The sequence below is a fragment of the Syntrophotalea carbinolica DSM 2380 genome (genome assembly GCF_000012885.1).
Classification (GTDB): domain Bacteria; phylum Desulfobacterota; class Desulfuromonadia; order Desulfuromonadales; family Syntrophotaleaceae; genus Syntrophotalea; species Syntrophotalea carbinolica.
Map to the genome: position 1 here is coordinate 1,905,681 of NC_007498.2, position 21,085 is coordinate 1,926,765.

A 21,085-nucleotide genomic window follows, 5' to 3' on the forward strand; every position below is an offset into this window, starting at 1 on the left:
TCAAAAATAGATATCGCGAACGTTGCGGTCCTTGATTTCTTCCAGTTGTTTAAGAGTACGGTTTTTCATCTCGCCATCTTCCATTTTGGCAAGTTCTTCGGCAATAAGTTTTTCACCGACAGCCCGTGTTTCCTCGGAGGCATAATCGACCAGGTACTCTTCCAGGGTCAACAACGCATTGGGGGTACAGTAACGCTTGATGAAACCGGGGATACTGAACTCCATAAAATGTTCGCCTGTGCGACCGCTGCGATAACAGGAGGTACAGAAACTGGGAACATAACCATCGCTAATCAACTCGCACATAACCTCATCCAGGGAACGAATATCGCCAAGGCTGAACTGTTCCCGTTCCATAACCTGGGCATCTCCCGCTTCGGTGTATCCGCCGAGTTCGATACGGCTGCCGGCATCGATTTGAGAAACACCGAAGGACATCAGCTCTCTGCGCAGTTCAGGTTTTTCGCGGGCGGTGAGAATCAGCCCCGTATAGGGTACCGCAAGTCGCAAGATAGCTATAATACGCTTGAAGTCCTCGTCGTCGACGAAATACTCTTCGTTGAAGTCAACCCCTTGAGCAGGACGGAGCCTGGGGAAACTCAATGTGTGAGGGCCGACATTGTACCGCTCCTGAAGATACAATGCATGACGAACCATGCTAAGCACTTCGAAACGCCAGTCATATAAACCGAAAAGAACACCGAGCCCGACGTCGTCGCAACCGGCTTCAAATGCACGACTCAGACCGTCAAGTCGATAAAGGTAATTTCCTTTTCGGGTATTGCCGGGATGCATCATGGAATAGGTATCGTGATGATAGGTTTCCATGAAAATCTGGTACGTGCCGATCCCTGCCTCTTTGACCTTTTTATAGCCTTCGATATCGAGAGGCGCAGCATTGATATTTACGCGGCGAATCTCCCCGTTTCCGGATTTGACGGAATAAACATTTTTTACCGTATCCGCAATAAAATCGGCATCGTATTTGGGATGTTCTCCGAATACCAGTATCAGACGTTTGTGTCCCTTATCCTCAAGGGCAACGACCTGCTGACCTATTTCCTCGGGAGTCAAAGTGCGCCGTATCGCATCAAAATTCGACCGCTTAAATGCACAATAGGTGCAATCATTAATACAGTCATTGCCGATATATAAAGGCGCAAACAGAACGATACGATTACCGTAAACGGTTTTTTTAAGTTCCCGGGCTGCGGCAAATATTTCCTCAATCAGCGCAGGATCGTCGGTCAGAACAAGTTCAGCCGTTTCCTCAACGGAAAGCGCTTCTTTAGCCAGACTTTTGGCAATAATTTCGCGAATCCGAGTGGCATCCGGTTTCTTGCCGGCCAAAAGCGCATTGAGGTGGTTCTCATCGATAAAATCGACGGCGTTTTTACTGAGTTCCATGGATGGTAAAGCACACATAATAATCAGCCCTCTTTCCGCTTGGATGTTGTGGTTTGTTGAAGATGATGCGGCGAGTCACCCCGCCCGCTTCCCGGAGTCCTGCCGAGATGCTCTATTTGCCTGAATGCTGCATCCCGGCTCTCTTCCGCCGTTTCCGTGGAAGCGGCCTTGCTGGGATAAATTTCGTATAACTTACGATACTGCAAGGGCGTCAGGTTAGGCATAACGACGTTGGCCCCCCAACAGAGGCCCATCTCACGTCCGGCCTGACGATCCAGGGTAGCAAAAGCAGTGGTACTGGGGATATTGGCCCCTGGACAAACGATGCGCGCCAAAGCCAGAACCCTTAACCCCATTTCAACGCTGCCTGGCACCTGATCGATACCCGCGTCGGAAACCTGCCCGGCACCCAATGGTGTTTGAGGATGGGGGATAAAGGGACCTACGCCGATCATATCAAGAGACAATTCCCCAAATAACTCTATATCGCGAGCCAGATCTTCATAGGTCTGCCCGGGAATACCGATCATGACGCCACTGCCGGTTTCATAACCTAACGATTGCAGCGTTTTCAGCATGGAAATCCGATCACATGGCGCATGACCGTCGCGCGGCGGATGGATGTAATTGAACAATTGACTGTTGGAGGTTTCAAAGCGCAGCAAATAACGATCGGCACCGGCTTCCCTCCAGGCCGCCCACTCATCGACCTTGCGCTCTCCGAGACTCAATGTGACGGCAAGATTCGTTTCTGATTTTATAAGAGAAATCAGTTCCCCGATGAAATCTTTGGATAAGCCGGGATCTTCACCGCCTTGCAAAACAAGGGTTCCGAAGCCGAAATCCACAGCCTTGCGTGCACAATCAAGTACTTCATCAGCGGTAAGACGGTAGCGTGTAATGGCCTGATTGTCCCTACGGATGCCGCAGTAAAGACAATTACGACTGCATATATTGGAAAGTTCGACCAAACCCCGCAGGTGTACGGCATCACCAACATATTGCTGTCGAATCTGGTCGGCCCTATCCCTTAGCGGATAAACCTCAGGTCCGGGCGGACATTTTAACCAGCGGATGATGTCCTGATAATTCATAATGTTCTATCCATCCTTTAAAAACGTGTATTTGAATTCGAAGGTTGAGATGGATATTAAAGAAAAAGCGACAATCATTCTTTGATGCACATCAAATTTTTCCTTTTTATGGTGTATACCAAAAATAAAAAGGCCGGGTGCAACAGCACCCGGCCTTTTCGTTAAACCAGAAGGATAAATCCCTCTTACAGCTGCTGACGCTTGAAGTAGTGCGTATGCAGCAGGTGATGCGCTTTTTCGCTGAGCGGTTTACCCAGGTATTTCTCGTACAGCTCAATGATGTACGGGTTTTCGTGGGATTTACGGAGCTCTTTACCAGCATCTTCGTTGTACAGAACCTGATTACGCTTGGCAAGAATTTCCATATCACCGTGATGGTAAGGCTGACCACCACCACCGATGCAGCCGCCGGGGCAGGCCATGATTTCAATAACATGGAACTGCTTTTCACCGTTCCGAACCATTTCGAGCAGTTTACGGGCATTACCCAAACCGCTGGCTACGCCAACATTCAGGGTATGAGGACCGACCTGGATTTCAGCGGTCTTAACACCGGTCAGGGTACGAACTGCTTCGAACTCGACTGCAGGCAGGGTTTCGCCGGTGGCCAGTTCGTAAGCGGTACGCAGAGCAGCTTCCATAACGCCGCCGCTGTTACCGAAGATCGGAGCAGCACCGGTCGAAGCACCAAGAGGTGCATCGAAATCTTCATCAGGCAGTTTGGCGAAGTCGATATTCATGCGCTTGATCAAACGACCGAGTTCGCGGGTCGAGATAACGATGTCGACGTCGGGGTTACCGTTAACGGCAAATTCCGGACGAGAACATTCGTATTTCTTGGCGAGACAAGGCATGACAGAAACGACGACCATCTTTTCGCGAGGAATGCCAAGGATTTCGGCATAGTAGCTTTTGGCGATGGCACCAAACATCTGCTGCGGAGATTTGGCGGTCGAAGGAACGTCGAGCATGTCAGGGAACTGATGCTCGAAGAACTTGACCCAACCCGGGCAGCAGGACGTCATAATAGGCAATCTGACGTTCTTATCACCATCGAGGAATTTCTGCAGACGGTCCAGGAATTCGGAGCCCTCTTCCATAATGGTAAGGTCGGCGGCAAAATCGGTATCGAACACGTGATCGAAACCGAGGCGACGCAATGCAGCAGCCATTTTCCCGGTAACGCTCTGACCGGGTTCCATGCCACAAGCTTCGCCCAATGCAGCGCGAACAGCAGGAGCGGTCTGAACGACGGTGACCTTTTCGGGATCGGCGATAGCGTCGATGACCTTCCAGGTATGATCGTTTTCAACCAGGGCGCCAACGGGGCAAACGGCCGTACACTGACCGCAGTTGGTGCAAACAGTGTCGTACAAATTCATCTCGAAAGCAGGAGCAACAACTGCATCGAAACCGCGATTTACGCCCGACAGGACACCGCAGGTCTGAACGTCGTTACACATGGTTTCGCAGCGGCGGCACAGGATACATTTGTCCATATCGCGGATGATGGACGGGGAAACGTCCTCGCGATAGGTAGACATGGCACCGGCGACACCCACTTCGCGGATACCGAAGTACTCAGCTAAGTTCTGAAGCTCACAATCTCCGGACTTGGCGCAGACAAGGCAGTCCTTGGGATGGTCGGAAAGCATCAGCTCGAGAACGCTGCGACGGGCATTGAGAACGCGGATGGTGTTGGTCTTGACAACCATGCCGTCCATGACCGGAGTAGCGCAAGCGGGAGCCAGATTGCGGCGTTTTTCCACTTCAACGACACAGATACGACAGGAAGCCGTCATGTTGTTGAATTTCATTTCGTCCATCTGCAGGAAACACAGAGTGGGGATGTGGACGTCAAGCTTTTTGGCCGCGTCCAGTATGGTGCTACCCGCCGGCACCTGAGTAGCTTTACCATCGATGGTTATATTCATCATAGACATCTGGAATGTCTCCTTTCGTTACTGTTTGATGATGGCGTCGAACTTACACTTGTCCAGACATGCGCCGCACTTGATACATGCAGCCTGGTCGATGACATGGACTTCCTTCGGCTTACCGCTGATGCAGTTAACCGGGCAGACTTTGGCGCACAGGGTACAGCCAACGCACTTCTGGTCCACAACAGTGTATTCGAGCAGTTCGGCGCAAACGCCGGCAGGACATTTCTTGTCGATAACGTGCGCGCGGTACTCGTCTTCGAAGACGCGCATGGTCGACAATACCGGGTTAGGCATGGTCTGGCCCAGGCCGCACAGAGCGGTGTCCTTGATGTTCACCGACAGGCTGCGCAGTTTTTCCAGATCTGCTTCGGTACCCTGACCGATGGTGATTTTATCAAGCAGTTCGTAGATACGCTTGGAGCCGATACGGCAGGGCGTACATTTGCCGCAGGTCTCGTCCATGGTGAAGTCGAGGAAGAACTTGGCAACCGACACCATGCAGTCCTCTTCGTCCATGACGATCATGCCGCCGGAACCCATCATCGACTGGCGTGCCACGAGGTTTTCGTAGTCGATAGGAGCGTCCAGATCCTTGTAGGTCAAAGCACCGCCGGAGGGGCCGCCGGTCTGAACGGCTTTGAATTCCTTGCCGCCGGGGATGCCGCCGCCGATATCGTAGATAACTTCTTTGAGGGTGGTTCCCATGGGAACCTCGATCAGACCGACATTGGCGATCTTACCGCAGATACAGAAAACCTTGGTGCCCTTGGAAGTTTCGGTACCGATCTTGTTGAACCAGTCGGCGCCCTTCATGATGATGGCCGGGATGTTGGCCAGGGTCTCGACGTTGTTCACGATGGTCGGCTTGTTCCAGTAACCGGCTTCGGCAGGGAAAGGAGGCTTGGTGTAAGGCTCGCCGCGGTTACCTTCCATGGAGTTGATCAGGGCGGTTTCCTCGCCGCAGACAAACGCGCCGGCGCCGTATTTCAACTCGAGGTCGAAACAGAAGTCGGTGCCCATGATGTTGTCGCCCAGCACGCCCATTTCCTTGGCCTGCTCGATGGCCATTTTCAGGCGGGCAATGGCCAGCGGGTACTCGGCACGGATGTAGATGGTGCCTTTGTTGCCGCCGATGGCGTAGGCGCCGATGGCCATAGCTTCCAGAACGCTGTGCGGGTCGCCTTCGAGAACCGCGCGGTCCATGAATGCCCCCGGGTCGCCTTCATCGGCGTTACATACGACATGCTTGATGTCGGAGTCGTACTTGGCGGCAAAACCCCATTTTACGCCGGTGGGGAAACCTGCGCCGCCACGGCCGCGCAGACCGCTGTTTTTCATCAGTTCGATAACGTCGGCAGGCTTCATTTCGGACAGGCATTTGCCCAGAGCCTGGTAGCCGCCGACGGCAATGTAGGACTCGACGGATTCCGGATCGATAAACCCGCTATTGCGGGTGGCTATTCTAAGCTGAGTTGCCATAGCTATGCTCTCCTTATATTAAAGTACAACGCGCTCGTAGGCGGCAGGGATGACACCATCAACCAGTTCCCCGCTTTTGATGTATTTCTGAACCAGTTCTTTGGCTTTGTCGCCTTTAACATAGCCGAATACGACAGGTTCCTTGCCGGGCAGCGTAATTTCAACAGTAGGCTCAGCGTAACAGTAGGTCTGGCAACCAACCTGCTGGAACTCCACATTGCTCAGCCCCTGAGCTGCAACTTCAGCTTTCATGGCCTCCAGAACTTCCTTGCCGCCGGAAGCGATGCTGCAGGTAGCCAGAGATACGTTTACGAGTACTTTTTCGCTTTTAGTTTTAACGGCGGCAGCCTTCAGCTCTTCAGCTTTTTTCTGCAGATCCGCCATAGAATTAATCTTGGCCATATCGAGTTATCTCCCTATTAAGCAAAGTCAGCAAGAATGTCTTTGACCTGATCAGGCGTCACATTAGCGTAAACCTTCTCGCCGACCAGAACAACCGGTGCCAGAGCGCAAGCACCAACACAGCGCAGACAGTCGATGGAGAACTTACCATCTTTGGTCACTTCGCTTACCGTAACACCAAGCTGCTGCTTGAGGGCGTCAACAACCTTATCAGCACCTTTAACGAAGCAGGCGGTACCCATACAGACAGAGATGGGATGCTTGCCTTTGGGGATCATGGTGAAGAAGGTGTAGAAGCTGACAACACCATAAACTTTAGCCAGAGATTCATCCATCTGATCGGCAACGAACTCCTGCACTTCTTTAGGCAGGTAGCCGAACAGACTCTGGGCTTTATGGAGAACCGTTACCAGATGGCCTTCCTTGGTGGGCAGCGTAGCTACGAAATCCGCAAGCTGCTGATACAGCGTTGCCGGCAACGTGGCACGATCTGGAATTCTGCATTCCCCGCTTTTCTGACATGTGGACGTTTGCATACTGTTCTTCCTCTCCTTGTGATTCGCCAAATCGGGATTTGGCTTTGGTTTACGAAAGAAACTCAAGATTTTCTTCAGCATTGGCGCCTCCTTGTATCAAAAAACGTAACTAGGAACATGTGGGCGAAAAACATCATTATTCCTAACAGCGTTTTCGCGTCGGACAAACCTTCTTGAACTCAAGCAGCAACATCACATCACAAACCTATCCCAAAGCACTCCAAATAAACCATATAATGGGCGGCACTGTCAATCACATAACTACATAATTTTATAACGATTTTTGGTGCAGTTTGACCCAGGACATGCGCCAAACTGTAACAATATGAGCCACTTTAGCGAACCGCATTTCATGTCCGGCACACTCACTCGAATTATCATGCACCGGGAACGGAAAAATGGCTTTTATATAACGATGGAATAAAAAAGAAGAAGTGAAACATCCAGACAGCCGGAGACGCATCTGAAACGCCACGGACAGCCTTTTGGGTAGGGGGTTCCTCGGTATTTGAATGCTGGCAAGACCAATATTCATGGAGGCATCTTTTGTGGCCGCCGGGGCCCGTTAAAGAGTTGTTTTGATTTCGTCCCAAAAACGCCGATATGTAACCATCTTTTTGGCGTTTGGTCAACACCTTAATTAGCATTTAAAAGTGACGCACTATGTCTAAAAACAGACCAGCCACGACACGTCTCGGAACACCCTAACCGTTGAAAACTGCCACTTTCCCCGCTATCGTCCGCACCCAACAGGATTCCAGAACAGGTAGACCGAAATTTGTTGCCAGCCACCAGACAGATAAGCTAGTATCCACAGTTTGCTCGACAAACAATCAAGGAGCTTTACGAATATGGATATATCGAACAAAAGTACGGCGTTGACGGGAAAGCAGGTCAGACACCTGCGCGCACTGGGCCACCATTTAAAACCCGTAGTGCTCATAGGCAAAGAAGGGGTCTCCGCTGCCCTTATCAGCAGCATCGATGAATGCCTGACACGTCATGAATTGCTTAAAATCAAGGTTCTTGAAACCTGTCCGCTTGATCGCAAGGAAGCAGCCGACCTGATTGCAAGTGAAACCCGCGGCCACGTAGCTCAGGTGCTGGGTCGAACCATTTTGATCTATCGTGCGGCCGAATCCCCGACTATTGTACTTCCTTAAGCGAAGACAATCGAAGCGTCCGCAAGTGTCAGCCGGACACGCTCACACCGGCTCGTACGGTTCAAAAAGTTTTTTATATTCGTCCAAGGCATAGCGGTCCGTCATGCCGGCCACAAGGTCGCATATAGCGCGCTCCTTGCCGTGGATTTCAAATCTTGCATGATATTCCGCCGGTAGCAACGAAGGCGTCTTAAGGTAACTTTCAAAGATCATTGAGAGAATGCGCTCAACCTTGACGCGCATTCTCTCCACTTTATGGTGCCTGTAGAGCCGCTCTCGAAGAAACTGCTTTAAGATTTTGTTCTGAGTGCGGACAGCGCTGCTGAAACAAACCATACGATCGTTCTGTCGTCGGACATCCTCAATGGAGCGTATTCCACGGGCTGCGATATTTGCTGAAGTGGTTGCCACTACATCTTCAATAAGTTGTCCTATCAATGTACTTATGGTTTGATAAATATGCCTCGAAGGCTCCAGTGAAGGGAATTGTCGCTCAATAGAGGTAAAGGCTGCGCTCCACAATGGCACCTCGTGCAACTCGGCAAGAGTTATGTACCCCGCCTTGAGCCCATCGTCTATATCATGATTGTTATATGCAATTTCGTCAGCCAGATCGATGATCTGCGCCTCTAGCGTGGGCGGCACATGGGGTTGATATTCCTGCGCTTCATGCATGGAATGAGACGATATGTCGGAATGCTTTATAATACCCTCCCGGGTCTCCCAGGTCAGGTTCAAGCCGTAAAAGTCAGGATAACGCTCTTCCAGGTATTCAACAATACGCAACGATTGCCTATTGTGCTCAAACCCGCCAAACCCCTCCATGAGCCGATCCAGGACATCTTCTCCGGTATGCCCGAATGGCGTATGCCCCAGGTCATGAGCCAGCGCCAGCGCTTCGACAAGGTCTTCGTTCAAAAATAGACGACGGGCGATGCCACGTGCGATCTGCGCAACCTCGAGAGAGTGGGTCAGGCGGGTTCGATAATAATCTCCCTCATGGTTTACGAAAACCTGGGTCTTGTATTCGAGTCGGCGAAAGGCCGCGCAATGAATAATACGATCACGATCCCTTACGAAGGCGCTACGGTCATCACGAAAATCTTCGCGGTAGCGCCTTCCACGACTTTGATTGCTGCGTGCAGCGTAGGGAGCCAAATCGGGTCGCTCCATCAGCCTCCTCCTTATGCAAAATACAGTTTTAAGACCAGGAAATACTTTAAGCCGCATCCGTGGCAAGGATTCTTATGGCCACGACGCCAACGCCCCACTCCCTCAAAAGAAACACATTATGTTGTCGCACAGGACTCAATACATTACAGCCGATCTTCAAAAAGCGCAAAGCCGCATAACATCAATAAAGGAGACTTCTTGACCAGATGGGTGCGCCATGATAGATTTTGCCCCACTTTAACCGGAAGTATCAGCTCAATAAAAGGAACCGAAGGGTGCGCATCATAAGCGGATCAGCAAAAGGAAGAAAGCTTCGCCAGTTCAAGGGACAGAATATCCGTCCGACGACGGACAGGGTACGAGAGGCGCTGTTCAGCAGTCTGCAAAGTCGTCTCGGTTCTTTTTCCGAGCTGAAGGTGCTTGATCTTTTTGCGGGGACCGGTGCTTTAAGTCTTGAAGCATTGAGTCGGGGAGCCGCATACGCCGTGCTTGTTGACCAGAGCCCCAACTCTGTTGCCGTTATTGCCGAGAATATAAAAACCTGCGGCATGCAAGACCGTACCCGGCTCTGCAGAACATCAGCCAGTATCTTTGTCAACCAGAACCAGGCGGCAAAGGATGCTCCCTTTGATCTGATTTTCCTTGACCCACCCTACAACAAAAACCTCGTCACACCGACTCTAAACGGGATTGTAGAAAACAAGTTGCTTTCCGGCTGTGGAATTATATGCGTTGAAGCAGCACGGAAAGATCCGGTCCCTTCCGAAGTGCCGGGGCTTATCCAGTTGGACCGCAAGGAATACGGTTCGACGGCCGTATCGTTTTTTTCTCTTTCCAAGCCCGGGGAAGATCAACCATGAGTAAACGTATTGCAGTTTATCCCGGATCTTTTGATCCCATCACCAACGGTCACCTGGATATTATTCTAAGGGGACTGAATATCTTCGATGAACTGATTGTGGCCGTAGCCCATAATGTGGCAAAAACCGGCCTGTTTTCCATTGACGAGCGTCTGGATTTGATCCGGGAGACGGTTAAAGATTATCCGCAGGTACGCGTTGACACCTTCAAGGGTTTGTTGGTCGATTATCTCACCCGCCAGAATGCACGCATCGTTCTGAGAGGTCTGCGCGCAGTATCGGACTTCGAGAACGAATTCCAGTTAGCACAAATGAACCACACCATGAACACGCAACTGGAAACCCTCTTCATGATGACCTCGGTCTCCTACGGCTATCTCAGCTCATCCATCGTCAAAGAGGTTGCGGCCTGGGGAGGAGACATTGACGATTTTGTACCTCCTTGTGTCAAGGATGCCCTAAAAACAAAATTCCCGGATGCGCCCAGGATCGACTGACGCCGCTGACAGGCCGCTGCTACGGAGCTACTATTGGATGCGCGTATCTCCGTGGCAGCAACGCACGCCCTCCCCCTCTACTCTTCCCAGGCTTCAAATTTATCGACAAAACGCTCCAGAGCATCCACCACCAGACGTTCTATCTGGGCACCCTTTTGTGCCGTAGCCTTGGTCGGGTCTCCCCACACCCCTCCCGGCCAATATTTCTGCTTATTCCTCACCAACATTCCCATGGGAAAGCTTGGGAATTCCCGTTCCGCCTGCCCCTTGACAAGCTGAGGATGCGAGTAAAGCACGCGGGATGTCTCAATCTCTCCGGCGTGAGAATCGCCGGCGGTTTCGATCAACCCCTTGCCTTCCTCTGCGGCCAGTTGATATTCGGTTAAAACGGCTATTTTCAAGTCCGCAAAACGTTCAAGCAGCTCCTCGCCGGCATCTATCAGGGCTGCGTTATGCGTCCCCCCGGCATGCCCTGTCAGTAAAATAAAATTGCGCAGGCCATGTTTGTAAAGTGAAGCGACGATGTCGCAGGTCAATGCTTTAAGGGTGCCGGTTGTAATGGTAAGCGTCCCCGGATGTTGCGAGGTCGATCGACAAACTCCGTAAGAAACAGCAGGAGCCACAAATATCGGGCGACGCTCGGCAAGGCGATAACCGACGGCCTTCGCCTGCAGGGTATCGGTGGATAACGGCAAATGCGGCCCGTGCTCCTCCGTAGCGCCAAAGGGAATATAAACGGTTCGGGTTTTTTCAAGACCGGCAATAAACTCGGGCATCGTCATGTCTTCAATAATCATGCAGCGGCTCCACTTATCTGAATATTCATAGAATTCTACAGCAGCCCCAGGAACACATGGGTCTGAGGAACGACTCTCACTTTGCCGTGATGGCGCGACAGAGCCGTCTGCAGTGCCAGCAGCCGCTCGGCAGACATGTCGACCTTACCCTGTCGTGTTGCCGGCTGAAGAAAAATGGTTACATGGGGAGCGATCTGATGAACCAGTCTACCCAAATCATGCATCTCTTCAGCAGGAGTCGATTCACAAACGACCGCCTTCACCCAGACATGAGCTTGCGCAGCTATTTCGAGAAAGGCCCGATGCAGCTTCCACGGCGTGGGCATCCCTGTCGTGGAAGCAAGTTTGACATCCATGGAAACCCACTCAAGGTGCGGCAGCAAAGGAGCTAAAGCATCGGGGCAGGTACCGTTTGTTTCCAGATGGATGGGCAGTATTTCCTTAAGAACCGGCACCCAGTCACGCAGTAGCTGTCCTTGCAAAAGCGGTTCCCCGCCCGTCAAACTGATGGAATGGTGCATCCCGGGAGCTCGCTTCGTCCAGGCACCCAGAATATCGGCAACAACCTCCAGCGCAACAGGATTGGTCACACTGCGAAACTGTCCGGATCCCGGCGCGTCTTCAATGCGACAAGTATCCTGAGGGGCAAAGTCGGTGTCGCAATAGGCGCAATCGAGATTGCATCCGGCCAATCGTATAAAAACCTGCCTGCAGCCGACAAGGCCGCCCTCCCCCTGAATGGATGAGAATATCTCCAGCAACTGGGCATCAGTCGAGGGAATAGCTGGCACAGGCATTGTCAGACTCCCAGATACGCACATTTTCAACCACGACGGACTCCTGAAAAACCTTACTCAGTTCCTCAAAAACAAACCGGGCTATATTTTCAGAAGAAGGACTGATTCCTTTAAAAAACGGAAGGTCGTTTAAGTATTTGTGATCGAGGAGATCAAGAATACGATTGGTTTCTTTTTTCAAAATTTTAAAATCGACCCCAAGGCCGGCCTTGTCGAGCTCGCGAGTTGCCACGGTCACCTCAACCTTCCAGTTATGCCCGTGAAGATTTTCGCAATCCCCTTGATAGTTCATGAGATTATGAGCCGCGGCAAAGTGGGTGCAAATCATAAGGCGATACATTAAGTATTAACTCCAATCTATTGTTTTTTGGTGCAATTCCGATAAACTTTGTTCCTCGTCAGATGGACAGGATGCATCGGGGACACGATATTCCTCATCGACCCAGGCACCAAGATCCATCTGCCGGCACCTCGAGGAACAAAAGGGTCGGTAAGCATTCCCTTCCCATGGTTTGGAAGCTCCGCAGTGCGGACATTTTACGGTAAATGTTTTTTTATCGTTTGTCATTGGCAGGTTCCCGAAAATTCCGTATGTAATACAATTTTCCAACCTTCAAACTAGCATATGGAGCCATGGGGACACAATGAGTAGCAGAAAGAGCATGAACATTTTAAGCGCCGCACACGGTTCGTCAATCAAAAAAAAGGGGCCAGGCAATGTGCCTGACCCCTTTGAATTCTTTGGAGCGGGAAACGGGATTCGAACCCGCGACCTTCAGCTTGGGAAGCTGACACTCTACCACTGAGTTATTCCCGCTCTGTGGGCACGAATTATAGGGGCGCTTCATGATGTTGTCAATGGGTTTTTTGGTATCTGCCCAACAGAAACTGCCTCGCCTGCTCTGCTGTCAGCACCCTGCCGGCCATCTCCTCACGGCGCACGGCTTGAATCGCATTACCAACGAGAGGCCCGGGCTTTAATGCAAGATTGCTGCATATCCACCGGCCATCCAAAAAATCTTCAGGAGGGCCGCCTGATGCAAAGTCGAGAGCCAGATCCAAAACACGTTGCACATCTGCGGAACGTGGACACCACTCGCTACACGCCAGAAAAATCAGGCCGCCGACGGGATCTGGCCCAAGGCCCGAAACCCACCACATTCGCCCACGGGAGCCGCTGGTCAAGCGCTTTGCTTCGCGAAGACAGCCCTCTCCTAGATCCAGGTATCCATTCAGCGCCCTCGTTGTGTTGCGAGCCAGTTTCAGGGCAACCATAACATTGCGCGCAACCTTGGACGGCACCCCTTTCAAAATGACCGTTAAATTAAGTGCCGCCTGCCTGCTAAAACACTCCTCAAACTTGTAGCGCATGGCGCATCGAACAAATTCGCCATAATTTCCCTCCGCCACGTCAAGGAGCCTTTCTTGATACCGCTGGATATTCCGCAGGGCCTCGGCAGCCACAACCTGCCCCCTTGAGAACTTAAACACTGACGCAGCCGCACCGCTATCCAGCAGCGACTCCAGGGCAGCGGTCACAGCCTCATCGTCCAGCAGAAGCCCCAGTTCTCTTTTCACCCTCTCCGCGGCAACGCCTGGCAGTTCCGGAGCAGCTTCACGCATTTTCTGAAGAGTATCGTTACCTGGCGTCAAATGCAGGACTTTGCAATGACGCAGACCTTTCAGAATCCGTAGCGGATCCTGCTGCAGAACAGTCCCGGAGCAGATAGAAAGATGCCTGCGACGCAAATCGCAGAGGCCAGATAACGGATCGAAAAAATCGGCGGGGCTGGTATCGGCATAAACACGTAATGCCATGGCGTTGATTCTGAAATCACGCAAGAGCAGGTCGGCCGTCAGGCTGGTGGCACGAAACGGGCTGAAATCGCAACAGACATCGTTGTCGCCGCAGCGAAGAACGACACGGCTTTGACGGCGTTTTTGATCGAGAAAAAACCAGCTAGCGGAAAGATTCCGTGCAAAAGCCCGGGCAAGCGGAGTGGGATCAAAGGGAGTGGTAAAGTCGAAATCGCTGCATGGCCTTCCCAGGAACATATCCCGGACAGCGCCCCCCACGAGAAAACAGGCTTGGTTCGGCAGTAACAACCGGGCCAATTCCCGCAGGGGTAAAAAGGATTTCAGATCGCGACATACCTTCGACAGGGAGCGCATTCTCATCCTTCTGCATGGATGGAAACCGTCAAGGCCCATTACCCCGGGCCTTGACGAGAAGCAAATCAGCAGAGGTCCTTAACCGCCTGGTAAATCAGATCGAACAATTCCGGCAGGTCTTCCTCCTCAATACAGCTGAACGCAATGCGCAAATCCGTGCTGTTAATCGCAATGGTTCCTATGCCGTATTGATCGAGCAGGTGAAGACGAAGCTGCTCGGCATCTACCGTCTTCAACTTGAGACACATGAAATAGCCGGAGTTGAAGGGATAGAAATCCCATGCATCATCATAGGCGCCATTCTCGAGAATTTCCAGCGTCTTAAGGGCCCGCCCTTGCATAATTTTGAATTTCTGGCGCTTTTGCTCCGCATATTCGGGAGATTTCATGCCCTCTATGATGAAGCTTTGCGAGGGATGCGGGCAGTTGGAGATGGTGCCCCGAATAATTCCCAAGGTTTTGGTCTCCAGCACCTTTAACAGGTCGGAATTATCGGAGGCCCCGCAGCCACCGAACGTAATAAAGCCGGTCCGAAAGCCCCACACAAAATCTTCCTTGGTCGAACCGTCGATTTTTACAGCGAGTAAGCGCGGGTGCAAATCGACAAGGCGCCCGAACAGAGATTCTTTAAGACAGTCCTTATAAAACAGCCCGAAATAGGCATCGTCTGTGACGGCAACGATATTGCAGCCATTTTCCGCTTCCTGACGCAAAACTTCGACGATAGCTTCCCCTTCAGCCACGCTGGGGGTATAACCGCTTGGGTTATTGGGGAAGTTCAACACAACCACGGCCTTGCCATGTTTCGTGGCCGCATCGTGCAACACTTTGCGAAAGGCCTCTATGTTGTATGCACCGTCTTCGGTAAAAGTGGCATATTTGCATATCTCGCCGCCACGGCGGACCCCGAAGGTAAGATTGTAGTTCCCCCACATCATGTCAGCCATAATGACCTGGTCGCCTTGCTCAACGAAAAGATCAGCCACGATGGACAGGCCATGGGTGAGCGCATTGGTGACCACAGGAGTCCCGAAAGACTTTCCACCGAGACTCGGGTTGTCGCGGAGCATCTTATCCCGCCATAACTGCCGAAGTTCCGGTTTGCCTGCAGGAGGTGCGTAGCCATACAAGTCGGAAGGCTTGAAGGCATCAAGCTTTTTATGGATGCAGGGCAAATACATGGGCTCGCCGTTTTCGGTGGCGATACCGATAGTGGCGTTAAATTTATGAGCCTTGGTTTTGGCTTCAGCGGACTGTGTCAAAATCCCCTTGGGAAAAAAGAGATTCTTGCCTAGCCGTGAAAGCAAATCAAGGGCAGCGGGATTTTCTGCTTCCAGCTGCTTGTTCAAGGCAATCGCCAACGGATTCACGGTGTTTCCTCCCCCAATTTTAGTTTCAGACTGATCTCTGGTTACCGGCGGTGCGCATTAAATCAAGAATATCCGTTTTTTTCAACGGAAATATTGTCGCACAACCGCTCGCTGGCCATAATTTAAACCCGTATACTCCGACCTCTGTTGCCGCTATGATTTCCGAACCTCTCAGATACAGAAAAAGGGTCTGAGCGAAGCATACCATACGCGTCACTTCCCTGACCGAATTGTCCGTGAAAAAATTACCATCGTCCGTCGGGAAAAGTACTCACAGCAGCAGTCCTTCCCACTGTTTTGTAAATTCTAATCCCATCCCAGGAACATCGCAAGATTCCATCATGTATCGCCCAACTGCGGCCTCGCACCGACTGCCCCATATCAGGCTGCCGGAACGGCGTCGATCCGTCCAGACGCCGCGCTAGTTCGCCGCCCGGCTGAAATTCCCGGTCGATCCACTTCATGAATCCGTAACCGGTCAGATAGTCAAAGCCGAGCTGTTCATAGAGTATTGCCGTATTGTAGGATAAGGGTTCAGCAACCATGGTATCCATACCGAGCCAGGCGGCAAATCGGTCAAAGCGGCCCATAAAATCACGAAACAGCCCCAACCCCGGCCGAACCTGGTGAGGGCAAAGACCGGCTTCCATGGCACGGATTTCCTCCGGGATATTACGAGTCAGCGTTCCGAGGCAGTTATCCCTACCTTCGGCATCACGATCGATATTGAATCGCGGGGCATCGATGTCGTTAATGATGCAAAGCGTTAACTCCAACTGGCCATACGGCGTATCCGCAGCCTGCATAAAGAAAAGACAATCCGAATCTGCGGGGGTTCTTCTGACCTCCACCCTGACAAGCCCCAGATCCGGAGGGCAAATATAACGTATCGAGGGTTCCCCCTGGTCACTGCCAGACCTACGGTCATCGGAGAGCAGGGAAGGAGGAATCAAATCTCTATAGATATTCTCCTTTTGTTTCCGGGGTAGACCATTCAGTCCCCGGAGAGAACCGACGTTCCCGCTATCTTCAGACGGTTGTTTCAAGGGATCGCCCTTCCTATCGAATAAACCCGAGGCCGTGCAAAGGCAACAGACGCCGCTCCAAAAATGCCAAAGTCCTGTCTAGCTGATCCTGGGCACGGCTAAAATCGTCGGGTCGCGCCAAATGGGGAACGTCTCGTAATGATTTTTGACTGTTGCCGGATACCTCAAGAGCTTCATGGATCTCTTCGGGCAGCGCATTGCCGACTTCCTGACCCGACATGATTGCCCACAACAGAGTCCATCCTCGAGCCGTATTAAGCTTATCATACCCTCCCCCACCCAAGGCCACCCAGGGCAAGCCGCATTCCGCGAAGAATCGGCCCGCATATTCGACAGCTCCCGTTGTCATTTCAAGACGTGTAAGAGGATCGGTGCGCAGAATATCCATACCCATCTGGGTAACCAGAATATCGGGGGTAAAAGCATGCAGCAGCGGAATGACGATCCGCCCGAAGGCTTGCTCGAATATCAAATCGTCCGCATGGGGCTCCATGGGAATATTCACCGCGTATCCATACCCTTCCCGCGTGCCCAACTCCTTGACAACCCCGGTATACGGAAAAAAGTCTTTGCCGATTTCGTGCAACGAAATGGTAAGAACACGATCTGTGGCGTAGAAAGCCTCCTGCACCCCATCGCCATGATGAGCATCAAGATCGACATACGCAACTTTGAAACCGCGCGCCACCATGGAATTTATGGCCACAACGGCATCGTTCAGATAACTGAAACCCGATGCGCGTGCGGCATGCGCATGATGCCACCCTCCCGCCATATTGAAGGCACAGCGACAGTTTTTATCCAATACCTGTCGCGCAGCCTCCATGGTGCCGCCGCAACAAAGACTGACCCAATCGAAAAGATCCTCGAAAACGGGATTTTCCATATCTCCGAGACCGAACCGGAAATCGGCCCGGCGAGTCGAGTCGCAACTGAATTCCTGAAGGGTGCGTAGATAATCCGGATGGTGAAAGGATAAAAGTTCAGCGTATGTGGCGCGGGGAGCTTCAATAAGACGGATGCCGGGACGGGAAAGCAAGTGCAAGGCATCAAGCAAAGCGTAAGTCAAAGCAAACCGCTCCACCTTGAACGGATGCCCCTGGCCAAAAACACCTTGCCCAAAACGGCTGGAATAAATAAAGGCACAATCGCCATGCATATGACGCCCTCCCCTCTAAAAGCTTTAACATCGTGCAGGGAGGCAGGTCAACTGCCAGGGCATACATTCAATCTTGCATGTCGGTCTTTGAATAAAAAAAAGGTGGAGCAAAGGCTCCACCTGTTGGCCGCCCCTCGGGACAACCTGTATCTATTTTCACACGCGTTGCTGCGTGAATGATTTTGGCTGGGAGACAAGGATTCGAACCTTGGTTGACGGAGTCAGAGTCCGTAGTCCTGCCGCTAGACGATCTCCCAAAAGCGAGTGACGTTTTAACAAAGCCTATCGTCAGTGTCAAGGGTAAAAATTCTTTTTTTCAAAAAAAACCACTCGAACATCGCGATCCGTCAAGTATGCTCCATGTCTTGCAAACTGCGCTGAACGATTTCCCGCAAGTCGCGCGAGATCCCCTCCGTGGAGAACATTTTGTTCAACTGTTCTTTCATCAAGGCACTTCTGTCATTGTCGAATCGTCGCCACGCGCTGAAGGAACCGGCCAGAGATGCGGAAACCTGTGGATTCAGTCGATCAAGTTTCATCACATAGTCGCCAACGAGATGATACCCGGCGCCGCTCGGTGCGTGAAATCCTCCAAGATTTCCGCGAGCGAAGGTATGCAACACAGCACGCACCCGATTGGGATTACACAGATTGAAATCCTCATGCGCGAGCAACCTGCGGATCTTGTCGACAATCAGGGGATGCCGCGCACCGGACTGGACAGCAAACCATTTATCCAGAACCAGAGGAATGTCCTTTGCGCGCTGATAAAACTGCGCAAACGCTGTCTGGCTTTCGGCATTTTCGACTTCCGCCAAAAGGGTCAGAAGAGCCAGACGATCCGTCATATTATCCGCTTCGTCAAGCCACTGCCTGACCTGTGGCCAGAAACCAGCCTTGGATTGAGCGGCAAGATAACTCAAACAGACATTTTTCAAAGACCGACAACCCACTTCCTCCGGAGAGAAACCGTATCCGGCGGATGTATCTTTTATACAGGCCTGCCGAACGGATGCCCACTCATCATGCAGAGCATCGCTCAGAGCCTCACGCAATTTACGTCGAACCGTGCAGATACCATCGATATCTATCCGGAGGCGTTGATCGACCAGATAGTTTTCGCTCGGCAGCATCAACATTTGGGCGGCCAACCCCCTATCCTTGCTACTTGAATGCAACACTTGGCGAAAGGCATCGATCAGCACGGGTTCGACCATGAAAGCCTGACCATCGGCCATGCGATCGACTCCGCGCATAATAACCTGCGTAACCAGTTGCTGGGCGGCATCCCAACGATTGAAGGGGTCGCTGTCGTGCACCGTAAGAAACATGAGCTCTGCATCGGAATAGTTGTATGTAAGTCTTACAGGAGCAGAAAAGCCCCTAAGCAGTGAAGGCACAGGACGTTCAGACACTTTGAAGCGGAAAACCTGTTCGGTTTTTTTAAGAGGTAAAATAGCGGTTGTATCACAGTCGGTTCCCGAATGACCCACTTCGCATACAGGCATCTCAGTCCCCGTGGAGTTCAGCAATCCGATAGCGACAGGAATATGCAGAGGTTGCTTATCCGATTGGCCGGGGGTTGGAGCGCAGCCCTGCTGCAACCGCAAACAGAACTCCTTGCTGCTCTCATCATAATTTCCTGTCGCCCGAATATTCGGAGTACCTGCCTGACTGTACCACAGGCGAAATTGGGACAGGTCGACCTGCGCCGCATCCTCCATCGCCTTGACGAAATCTTCGATGGTCACAGCCGTACCGTCGAAACGTGAAAAATAGAGCTCAAGCCCGCGGCGAAACATTTCCTTGCCCAGCAGATTGTGCAGCATACGCACAATTTCGGCGCCTTTTTCATAAACAGTGGCCGTATAAAAATTGTTGATTTCCTGGTAGGCCTCCGGGCGTACGGGATGCGCGAGGGGACCGGAATCTTCCGCAAATTGTACCGTTCGCAAAAGACGCACATCGTGAATACGCTTCAAAGACCTGGCCACCTCGTCCGCGGAGAATTGCTGGTCCCGAAAAACGGTCAGCCCTTCCTTAAGACTAAGCTGAAACCAATCGCGACAGGTGACGCGGTTTCCCGTCCAGTTGTGAAAATATTCGTGGGCGACAACCTCTTCGATCGCCTGAAAATCCAAGTCGGTGGCGGTTTCCCGATCGGCAAGAACATATTTTGAATTAAAGATATTGAGGCCCTTGTTTTCCATGGCCCCCATATTGAAATCATCCACAGCCACGATCATATACAGATCGAGATCGTATTCGAGCCCAAAGACCTTCTCATCCCAAAGCATGGCCTTTTTAAGGGCTTCAAGCGCGTGTGTGCCGCGCCCCAGGTTGTGCCGCTGGAGATAGACGCGCAACGCCACTGAACGGCCGGAAGCGGTGACAAATGCACCTTCTTCAAATACGATATCGCCAGCCACCAGGGCAAACAGATAGCTTGGCTTGGGAAAGGGGTCATGCCAGGTGACTCGATGCAAACCGTCGGGAAGATCTTCGCTTGAAAGCAGGTTACCGTTGGAAAGAAGTACGGGATAGCGTTTTTTATCTGCAACAATGCTGGTGGTATACGTCGCCATGACATCCGGACGATCCGGGAAAAAGGTGATGCGGCGAAATCCCTCGGCCTCACATTGTGTGCAGAACATCCCTCCAGAACAGTACAGGCCCTCGAGTACCGTATTATCCTGAGGCTGAATAATCACCTCGGTTTGAAGCTCGAAAACATCCGGCACCCCGAAAAGATAAAGACCACTTTCATCTAGACGATAATCGCGATCGGCCACTGGCGTGCCATCGATATGCAGTGAACGAAGCTTGAGATCGATGCCGTCCAGAAAAAGGGTCTGCTCCCGGTTTGTACTTCGGGGGTTGCGTCGCAAGGACATAAGGGTTTTTACAACGGTATCTCTTTCAGCAAGTTCAAAGGTCAAATGCACCTTTTCGACCAGGAATTCCGATGGCGCATAATCTTCCAGACGAACAACTTGACAACTGTTTTCCTGCATGCAAAAACCCCGTTGATTGCTAAATAGTGTGCATCCGGAAACTCAGGATGCACACTGCGTAGTTTTCATAAGGGAAACGAGTGATTTTTCCCAAGGTCAAGAAAATCGAGCACTTGCGCGGAGGCGTAGTTTTTACACCGCACAAGCAAGTGGGAAGATTGACGCAGAGATTGGGA

The 21,085-nt window shown here is 51.7% G+C and carries 19 protein-coding genes and 2 tRNA genes; 3 read left to right on the forward strand and 18 right to left on the reverse strand.

From position 1 onward, the window contains the following. The 6 genes from hydG to PCAR_RS09110 form a co-directional block, all read right to left on the reverse strand. On the reverse strand, positions 1-1,425 hold the full coding sequence (hydG, locus tag PCAR_RS09085) for a [FeFe] hydrogenase H-cluster radical SAM maturase HydG (RefSeq protein WP_011341363.1): 1,425 nt from the start codon (positions 1,423-1,425) through the stop codon (positions 1-3). A 5-nt stretch (positions 1,426-1,430) separates the two neighbouring features. Next, entirely contained in the window at positions 1,431-2,501 is a 1,071-nt protein-coding gene (gene hydE / locus PCAR_RS09090) for a [FeFe] hydrogenase H-cluster radical SAM maturase HydE (RefSeq protein ID WP_011341364.1), read from the reverse strand. A 185-nt stretch (positions 2,502-2,686) separates the two neighbouring features. Next, positions 2,687-4,444: an NADH-dependent [FeFe] hydrogenase, group A6 gene (locus PCAR_RS09095; protein ID WP_011341365.1), complete on the reverse strand. Its 1,758-nt coding sequence runs from the start codon at positions 4,442-4,444 to the stop codon at positions 2,687-2,689. 18 nt (positions 4,445-4,462) lie between these two features. Further along, positions 4,463-5,923: an NADH-ubiquinone oxidoreductase-F iron-sulfur binding region domain-containing protein gene (locus PCAR_RS09100; protein ID WP_011341366.1), complete on the reverse strand. Its 1,461-nt coding sequence runs from the start codon at positions 5,921-5,923 to the stop codon at positions 4,463-4,465. A gap of 18 nt (positions 5,924-5,941) precedes the next feature. Then, the gene (locus PCAR_RS09105; protein WP_011341367.1) at positions 5,942-6,325 is read right to left on the reverse strand and encodes a (2Fe-2S) ferredoxin domain-containing protein; all 384 of its coding nucleotides are present in this window, start codon (positions 6,323-6,325) and stop codon (positions 5,942-5,944) included. 17 nt (positions 6,326-6,342) lie between these two features. After that, positions 6,343-6,861 carry a complex I 24 kDa subunit family protein gene (locus tag PCAR_RS09110; RefSeq protein ID WP_011341368.1) on the reverse strand — a complete coding sequence of 173 codons (519 nt, stop codon included), beginning with the start codon at positions 6,859-6,861 and terminating at the stop codon, positions 6,343-6,345. An 851-nt stretch (positions 6,862-7,712) separates the two neighbouring features. Here PCAR_RS09110 and yhbY point away from each other — a divergent pair. Then, complete coding sequence (gene yhbY / locus PCAR_RS09115) at positions 7,713-8,024, forward strand: ribosome assembly RNA-binding protein YhbY (RefSeq protein WP_011341370.1); 312 nt, start codon at positions 7,713-7,715, stop codon at positions 8,022-8,024. Positions 8,025-8,066: 42 nt separating this feature from the next. Here the strand turns inward: yhbY and PCAR_RS09120 are convergent, their stop codons facing one another. Continuing rightward, entirely contained in the window at positions 8,067-9,197 is a 1,131-nt protein-coding gene (locus PCAR_RS09120; protein WP_011341371.1) for a deoxyguanosinetriphosphate triphosphohydrolase, read from the reverse strand. A gap of 227 nt (positions 9,198-9,424) precedes the next feature. Here PCAR_RS09120 and rsmD point away from each other — a divergent pair, with 227 nt between their 5' ends. Continuing rightward, positions 9,425-10,057, forward strand: coding sequence for a 16S rRNA (guanine(966)-N(2))-methyltransferase RsmD (rsmD, locus tag PCAR_RS09125; protein ID WP_281047610.1), 633 nt, complete (start codon positions 9,425-9,427; stop codon positions 10,055-10,057). Beyond that, positions 10,054-10,554 (forward strand): pantetheine-phosphate adenylyltransferase, encoded by a 501-nt coding sequence (gene coaD, locus PCAR_RS09130; RefSeq protein ID WP_011341373.1) that lies wholly within the window; start codon positions 10,054-10,056, stop codon positions 10,552-10,554. Before rsmD ends, coaD begins: the two co-directional genes overlap by 4 nt. 77 nt (positions 10,555-10,631) lie before the next feature. On the opposite strand, the gene PCAR_RS09135 is transcribed toward coaD, so the two are convergent. The 11 genes from PCAR_RS09135 to pepN form a co-directional block, all read right to left on the reverse strand. Continuing rightward, on the reverse strand, positions 10,632-11,351 hold the full coding sequence (locus PCAR_RS09135; RefSeq protein WP_011341374.1) for a creatininase family protein: 720 nt from the start codon (positions 11,349-11,351) through the stop codon (positions 10,632-10,634). A gap of 35 nt (positions 11,352-11,386) precedes the next feature. Further along, positions 11,387-12,148 carry a 7-carboxy-7-deazaguanine synthase QueE gene (locus PCAR_RS09140; protein WP_011341375.1) on the reverse strand — a complete coding sequence of 254 codons (762 nt, stop codon included), beginning with the start codon at positions 12,146-12,148 and terminating at the stop codon, positions 11,387-11,389. Then, the gene (gene queD, locus PCAR_RS09145) at positions 12,120-12,488 is read right to left on the reverse strand and encodes a 6-carboxytetrahydropterin synthase QueD (RefSeq protein ID WP_011341376.1); all 369 of its coding nucleotides are present in this window, start codon (positions 12,486-12,488) and stop codon (positions 12,120-12,122) included. The genes PCAR_RS09140 and queD overlap by 29 nt, the downstream gene beginning before the upstream one ends. Before the next feature lie 6 nt (positions 12,489-12,494). Next, positions 12,495-12,716 (reverse strand): DNA gyrase inhibitor YacG, encoded by a 222-nt coding sequence (locus PCAR_RS18380; protein WP_011341377.1) that lies wholly within the window; start codon positions 12,714-12,716, stop codon positions 12,495-12,497. 174 nt (positions 12,717-12,890) lie between these two features. Then, positions 12,891-12,965 (reverse strand) — tRNA-Gly (locus PCAR_RS09150). Between the two features lie 38 nt (positions 12,966-13,003). Continuing rightward, positions 13,004-14,320 carry a CCA tRNA nucleotidyltransferase gene (locus PCAR_RS09155; protein WP_011341378.1) on the reverse strand — a complete coding sequence of 439 codons (1,317 nt, stop codon included), beginning with the start codon at positions 14,318-14,320 and terminating at the stop codon, positions 13,004-13,006. Positions 14,321-14,385: 65 nt separating this feature from the next. Then, on the reverse strand, positions 14,386-15,690 hold the full coding sequence (locus tag PCAR_RS09160) for an aminotransferase class I/II-fold pyridoxal phosphate-dependent enzyme (RefSeq protein ID WP_011341379.1): 1,305 nt from the start codon (positions 15,688-15,690) through the stop codon (positions 14,386-14,388). Positions 15,691-15,935: 245 nt separating this feature from the next. Continuing rightward, the gene (locus PCAR_RS09170) at positions 15,936-16,496 is read right to left on the reverse strand and encodes a hypothetical protein (protein WP_245523280.1); all 561 of its coding nucleotides are present in this window, start codon (positions 16,494-16,496) and stop codon (positions 15,936-15,938) included. 253 nt (positions 16,497-16,749) lie between these two features. Continuing rightward, positions 16,750-17,895: an acetoin utilization protein AcuC gene (locus tag PCAR_RS09175; protein ID WP_011341381.1), complete on the reverse strand. Its 1,146-nt coding sequence runs from the start codon at positions 17,893-17,895 to the stop codon at positions 16,750-16,752. Between the two features lie 183 nt (positions 17,896-18,078). Then, positions 18,079-18,152, reverse strand: a tRNA-Gln gene (locus tag PCAR_RS09180). A 90-nt stretch (positions 18,153-18,242) separates the two neighbouring features. Beyond that, positions 18,243-20,909, reverse strand: a complete 2,667-nt coding sequence (gene pepN, locus PCAR_RS09185; RefSeq protein ID WP_011341382.1) for an aminopeptidase N — start codon at positions 20,907-20,909, stop codon at positions 18,243-18,245. Between the last annotated feature and the right edge of the window lie 176 nt (positions 20,910-21,085).

Coding starts and splice junctions, on each gene's coding strand:
- PCAR_RS09110 (WP_011341368.1), bottom strand. CDS start 6,861: ATGCAAACGTCCACATGTCAGAAAAGCGGGGAATGCAGAATTCCAGAT.
- PCAR_RS09095 (WP_011341365.1), bottom strand. CDS start 4,444: ATGTCTATGATGAATATAACCATCGATGGTAAAGCTACTCAGGTGCCG.
- PCAR_RS09120 (WP_011341371.1), bottom strand. CDS start 9,197: ATGGAGCGACCCGATTTGGCTCCCTACGCTGCACGCAGCAATCAAAGT.
- pepN (WP_011341382.1), bottom strand. CDS start 20,909: ATGCAGGAAAACAGTTGTCAAGTTGTTCGTCTGGAAGATTATGCGCCA.
- coaD (WP_011341373.1), top strand. CDS start 10,054: ATGAGTAAACGTATTGCAGTTTATCCCGGATCTTTTGATCCCATCACC.
- PCAR_RS09135 (WP_011341374.1), bottom strand. CDS start 11,351: ATGATTATTGAAGACATGACGATGCCCGAGTTTATTGCCGGTCTTGAA.
- PCAR_RS18380 (WP_011341377.1), bottom strand. CDS start 12,716: ATGACAAACGATAAAAAAACATTTACCGTAAAATGTCCGCACTGCGGA.
- PCAR_RS09175 (WP_011341381.1), bottom strand. CDS start 17,895: ATGCATGGCGATTGTGCCTTTATTTATTCCAGCCGTTTTGGGCAAGGT.
- PCAR_RS09170 (WP_245523280.1), bottom strand. CDS start 16,496: ATGCAGGCTGCGGATACGCCGTATGGCCAGTTGGAGTTAACGCTTTGC.
- PCAR_RS09155 (WP_011341378.1), bottom strand. CDS start 14,320: ATGCGCTCCCTGTCGAAGGTATGTCGCGATCTGAAATCCTTTTTACCC.
- queD (WP_011341376.1), bottom strand. CDS start 12,488: ATGTATCGCCTTATGATTTGCACCCACTTTGCCGCGGCTCATAATCTC.
- hydG (WP_011341363.1), bottom strand. CDS start 1,425: ATGTGTGCTTTACCATCCATGGAACTCAGTAAAAACGCCGTCGATTTT.
- PCAR_RS09140 (WP_011341375.1), bottom strand. CDS start 12,148: ATGCCTGTGCCAGCTATTCCCTCGACTGATGCCCAGTTGCTGGAGATA.
- PCAR_RS09100 (WP_011341366.1), bottom strand. CDS start 5,923: ATGGCAACTCAGCTTAGAATAGCCACCCGCAATAGCGGGTTTATCGAT.
- PCAR_RS09105 (WP_011341367.1), bottom strand. CDS start 6,325: ATGGCCAAGATTAATTCTATGGCGGATCTGCAGAAAAAAGCTGAAGAG.
- yhbY (WP_011341370.1), top strand. CDS start 7,713: ATGGATATATCGAACAAAAGTACGGCGTTGACGGGAAAGCAGGTCAGA.
- hydE (WP_011341364.1), bottom strand. CDS start 2,501: ATGAATTATCAGGACATCATCCGCTGGTTAAAATGTCCGCCCGGACCT.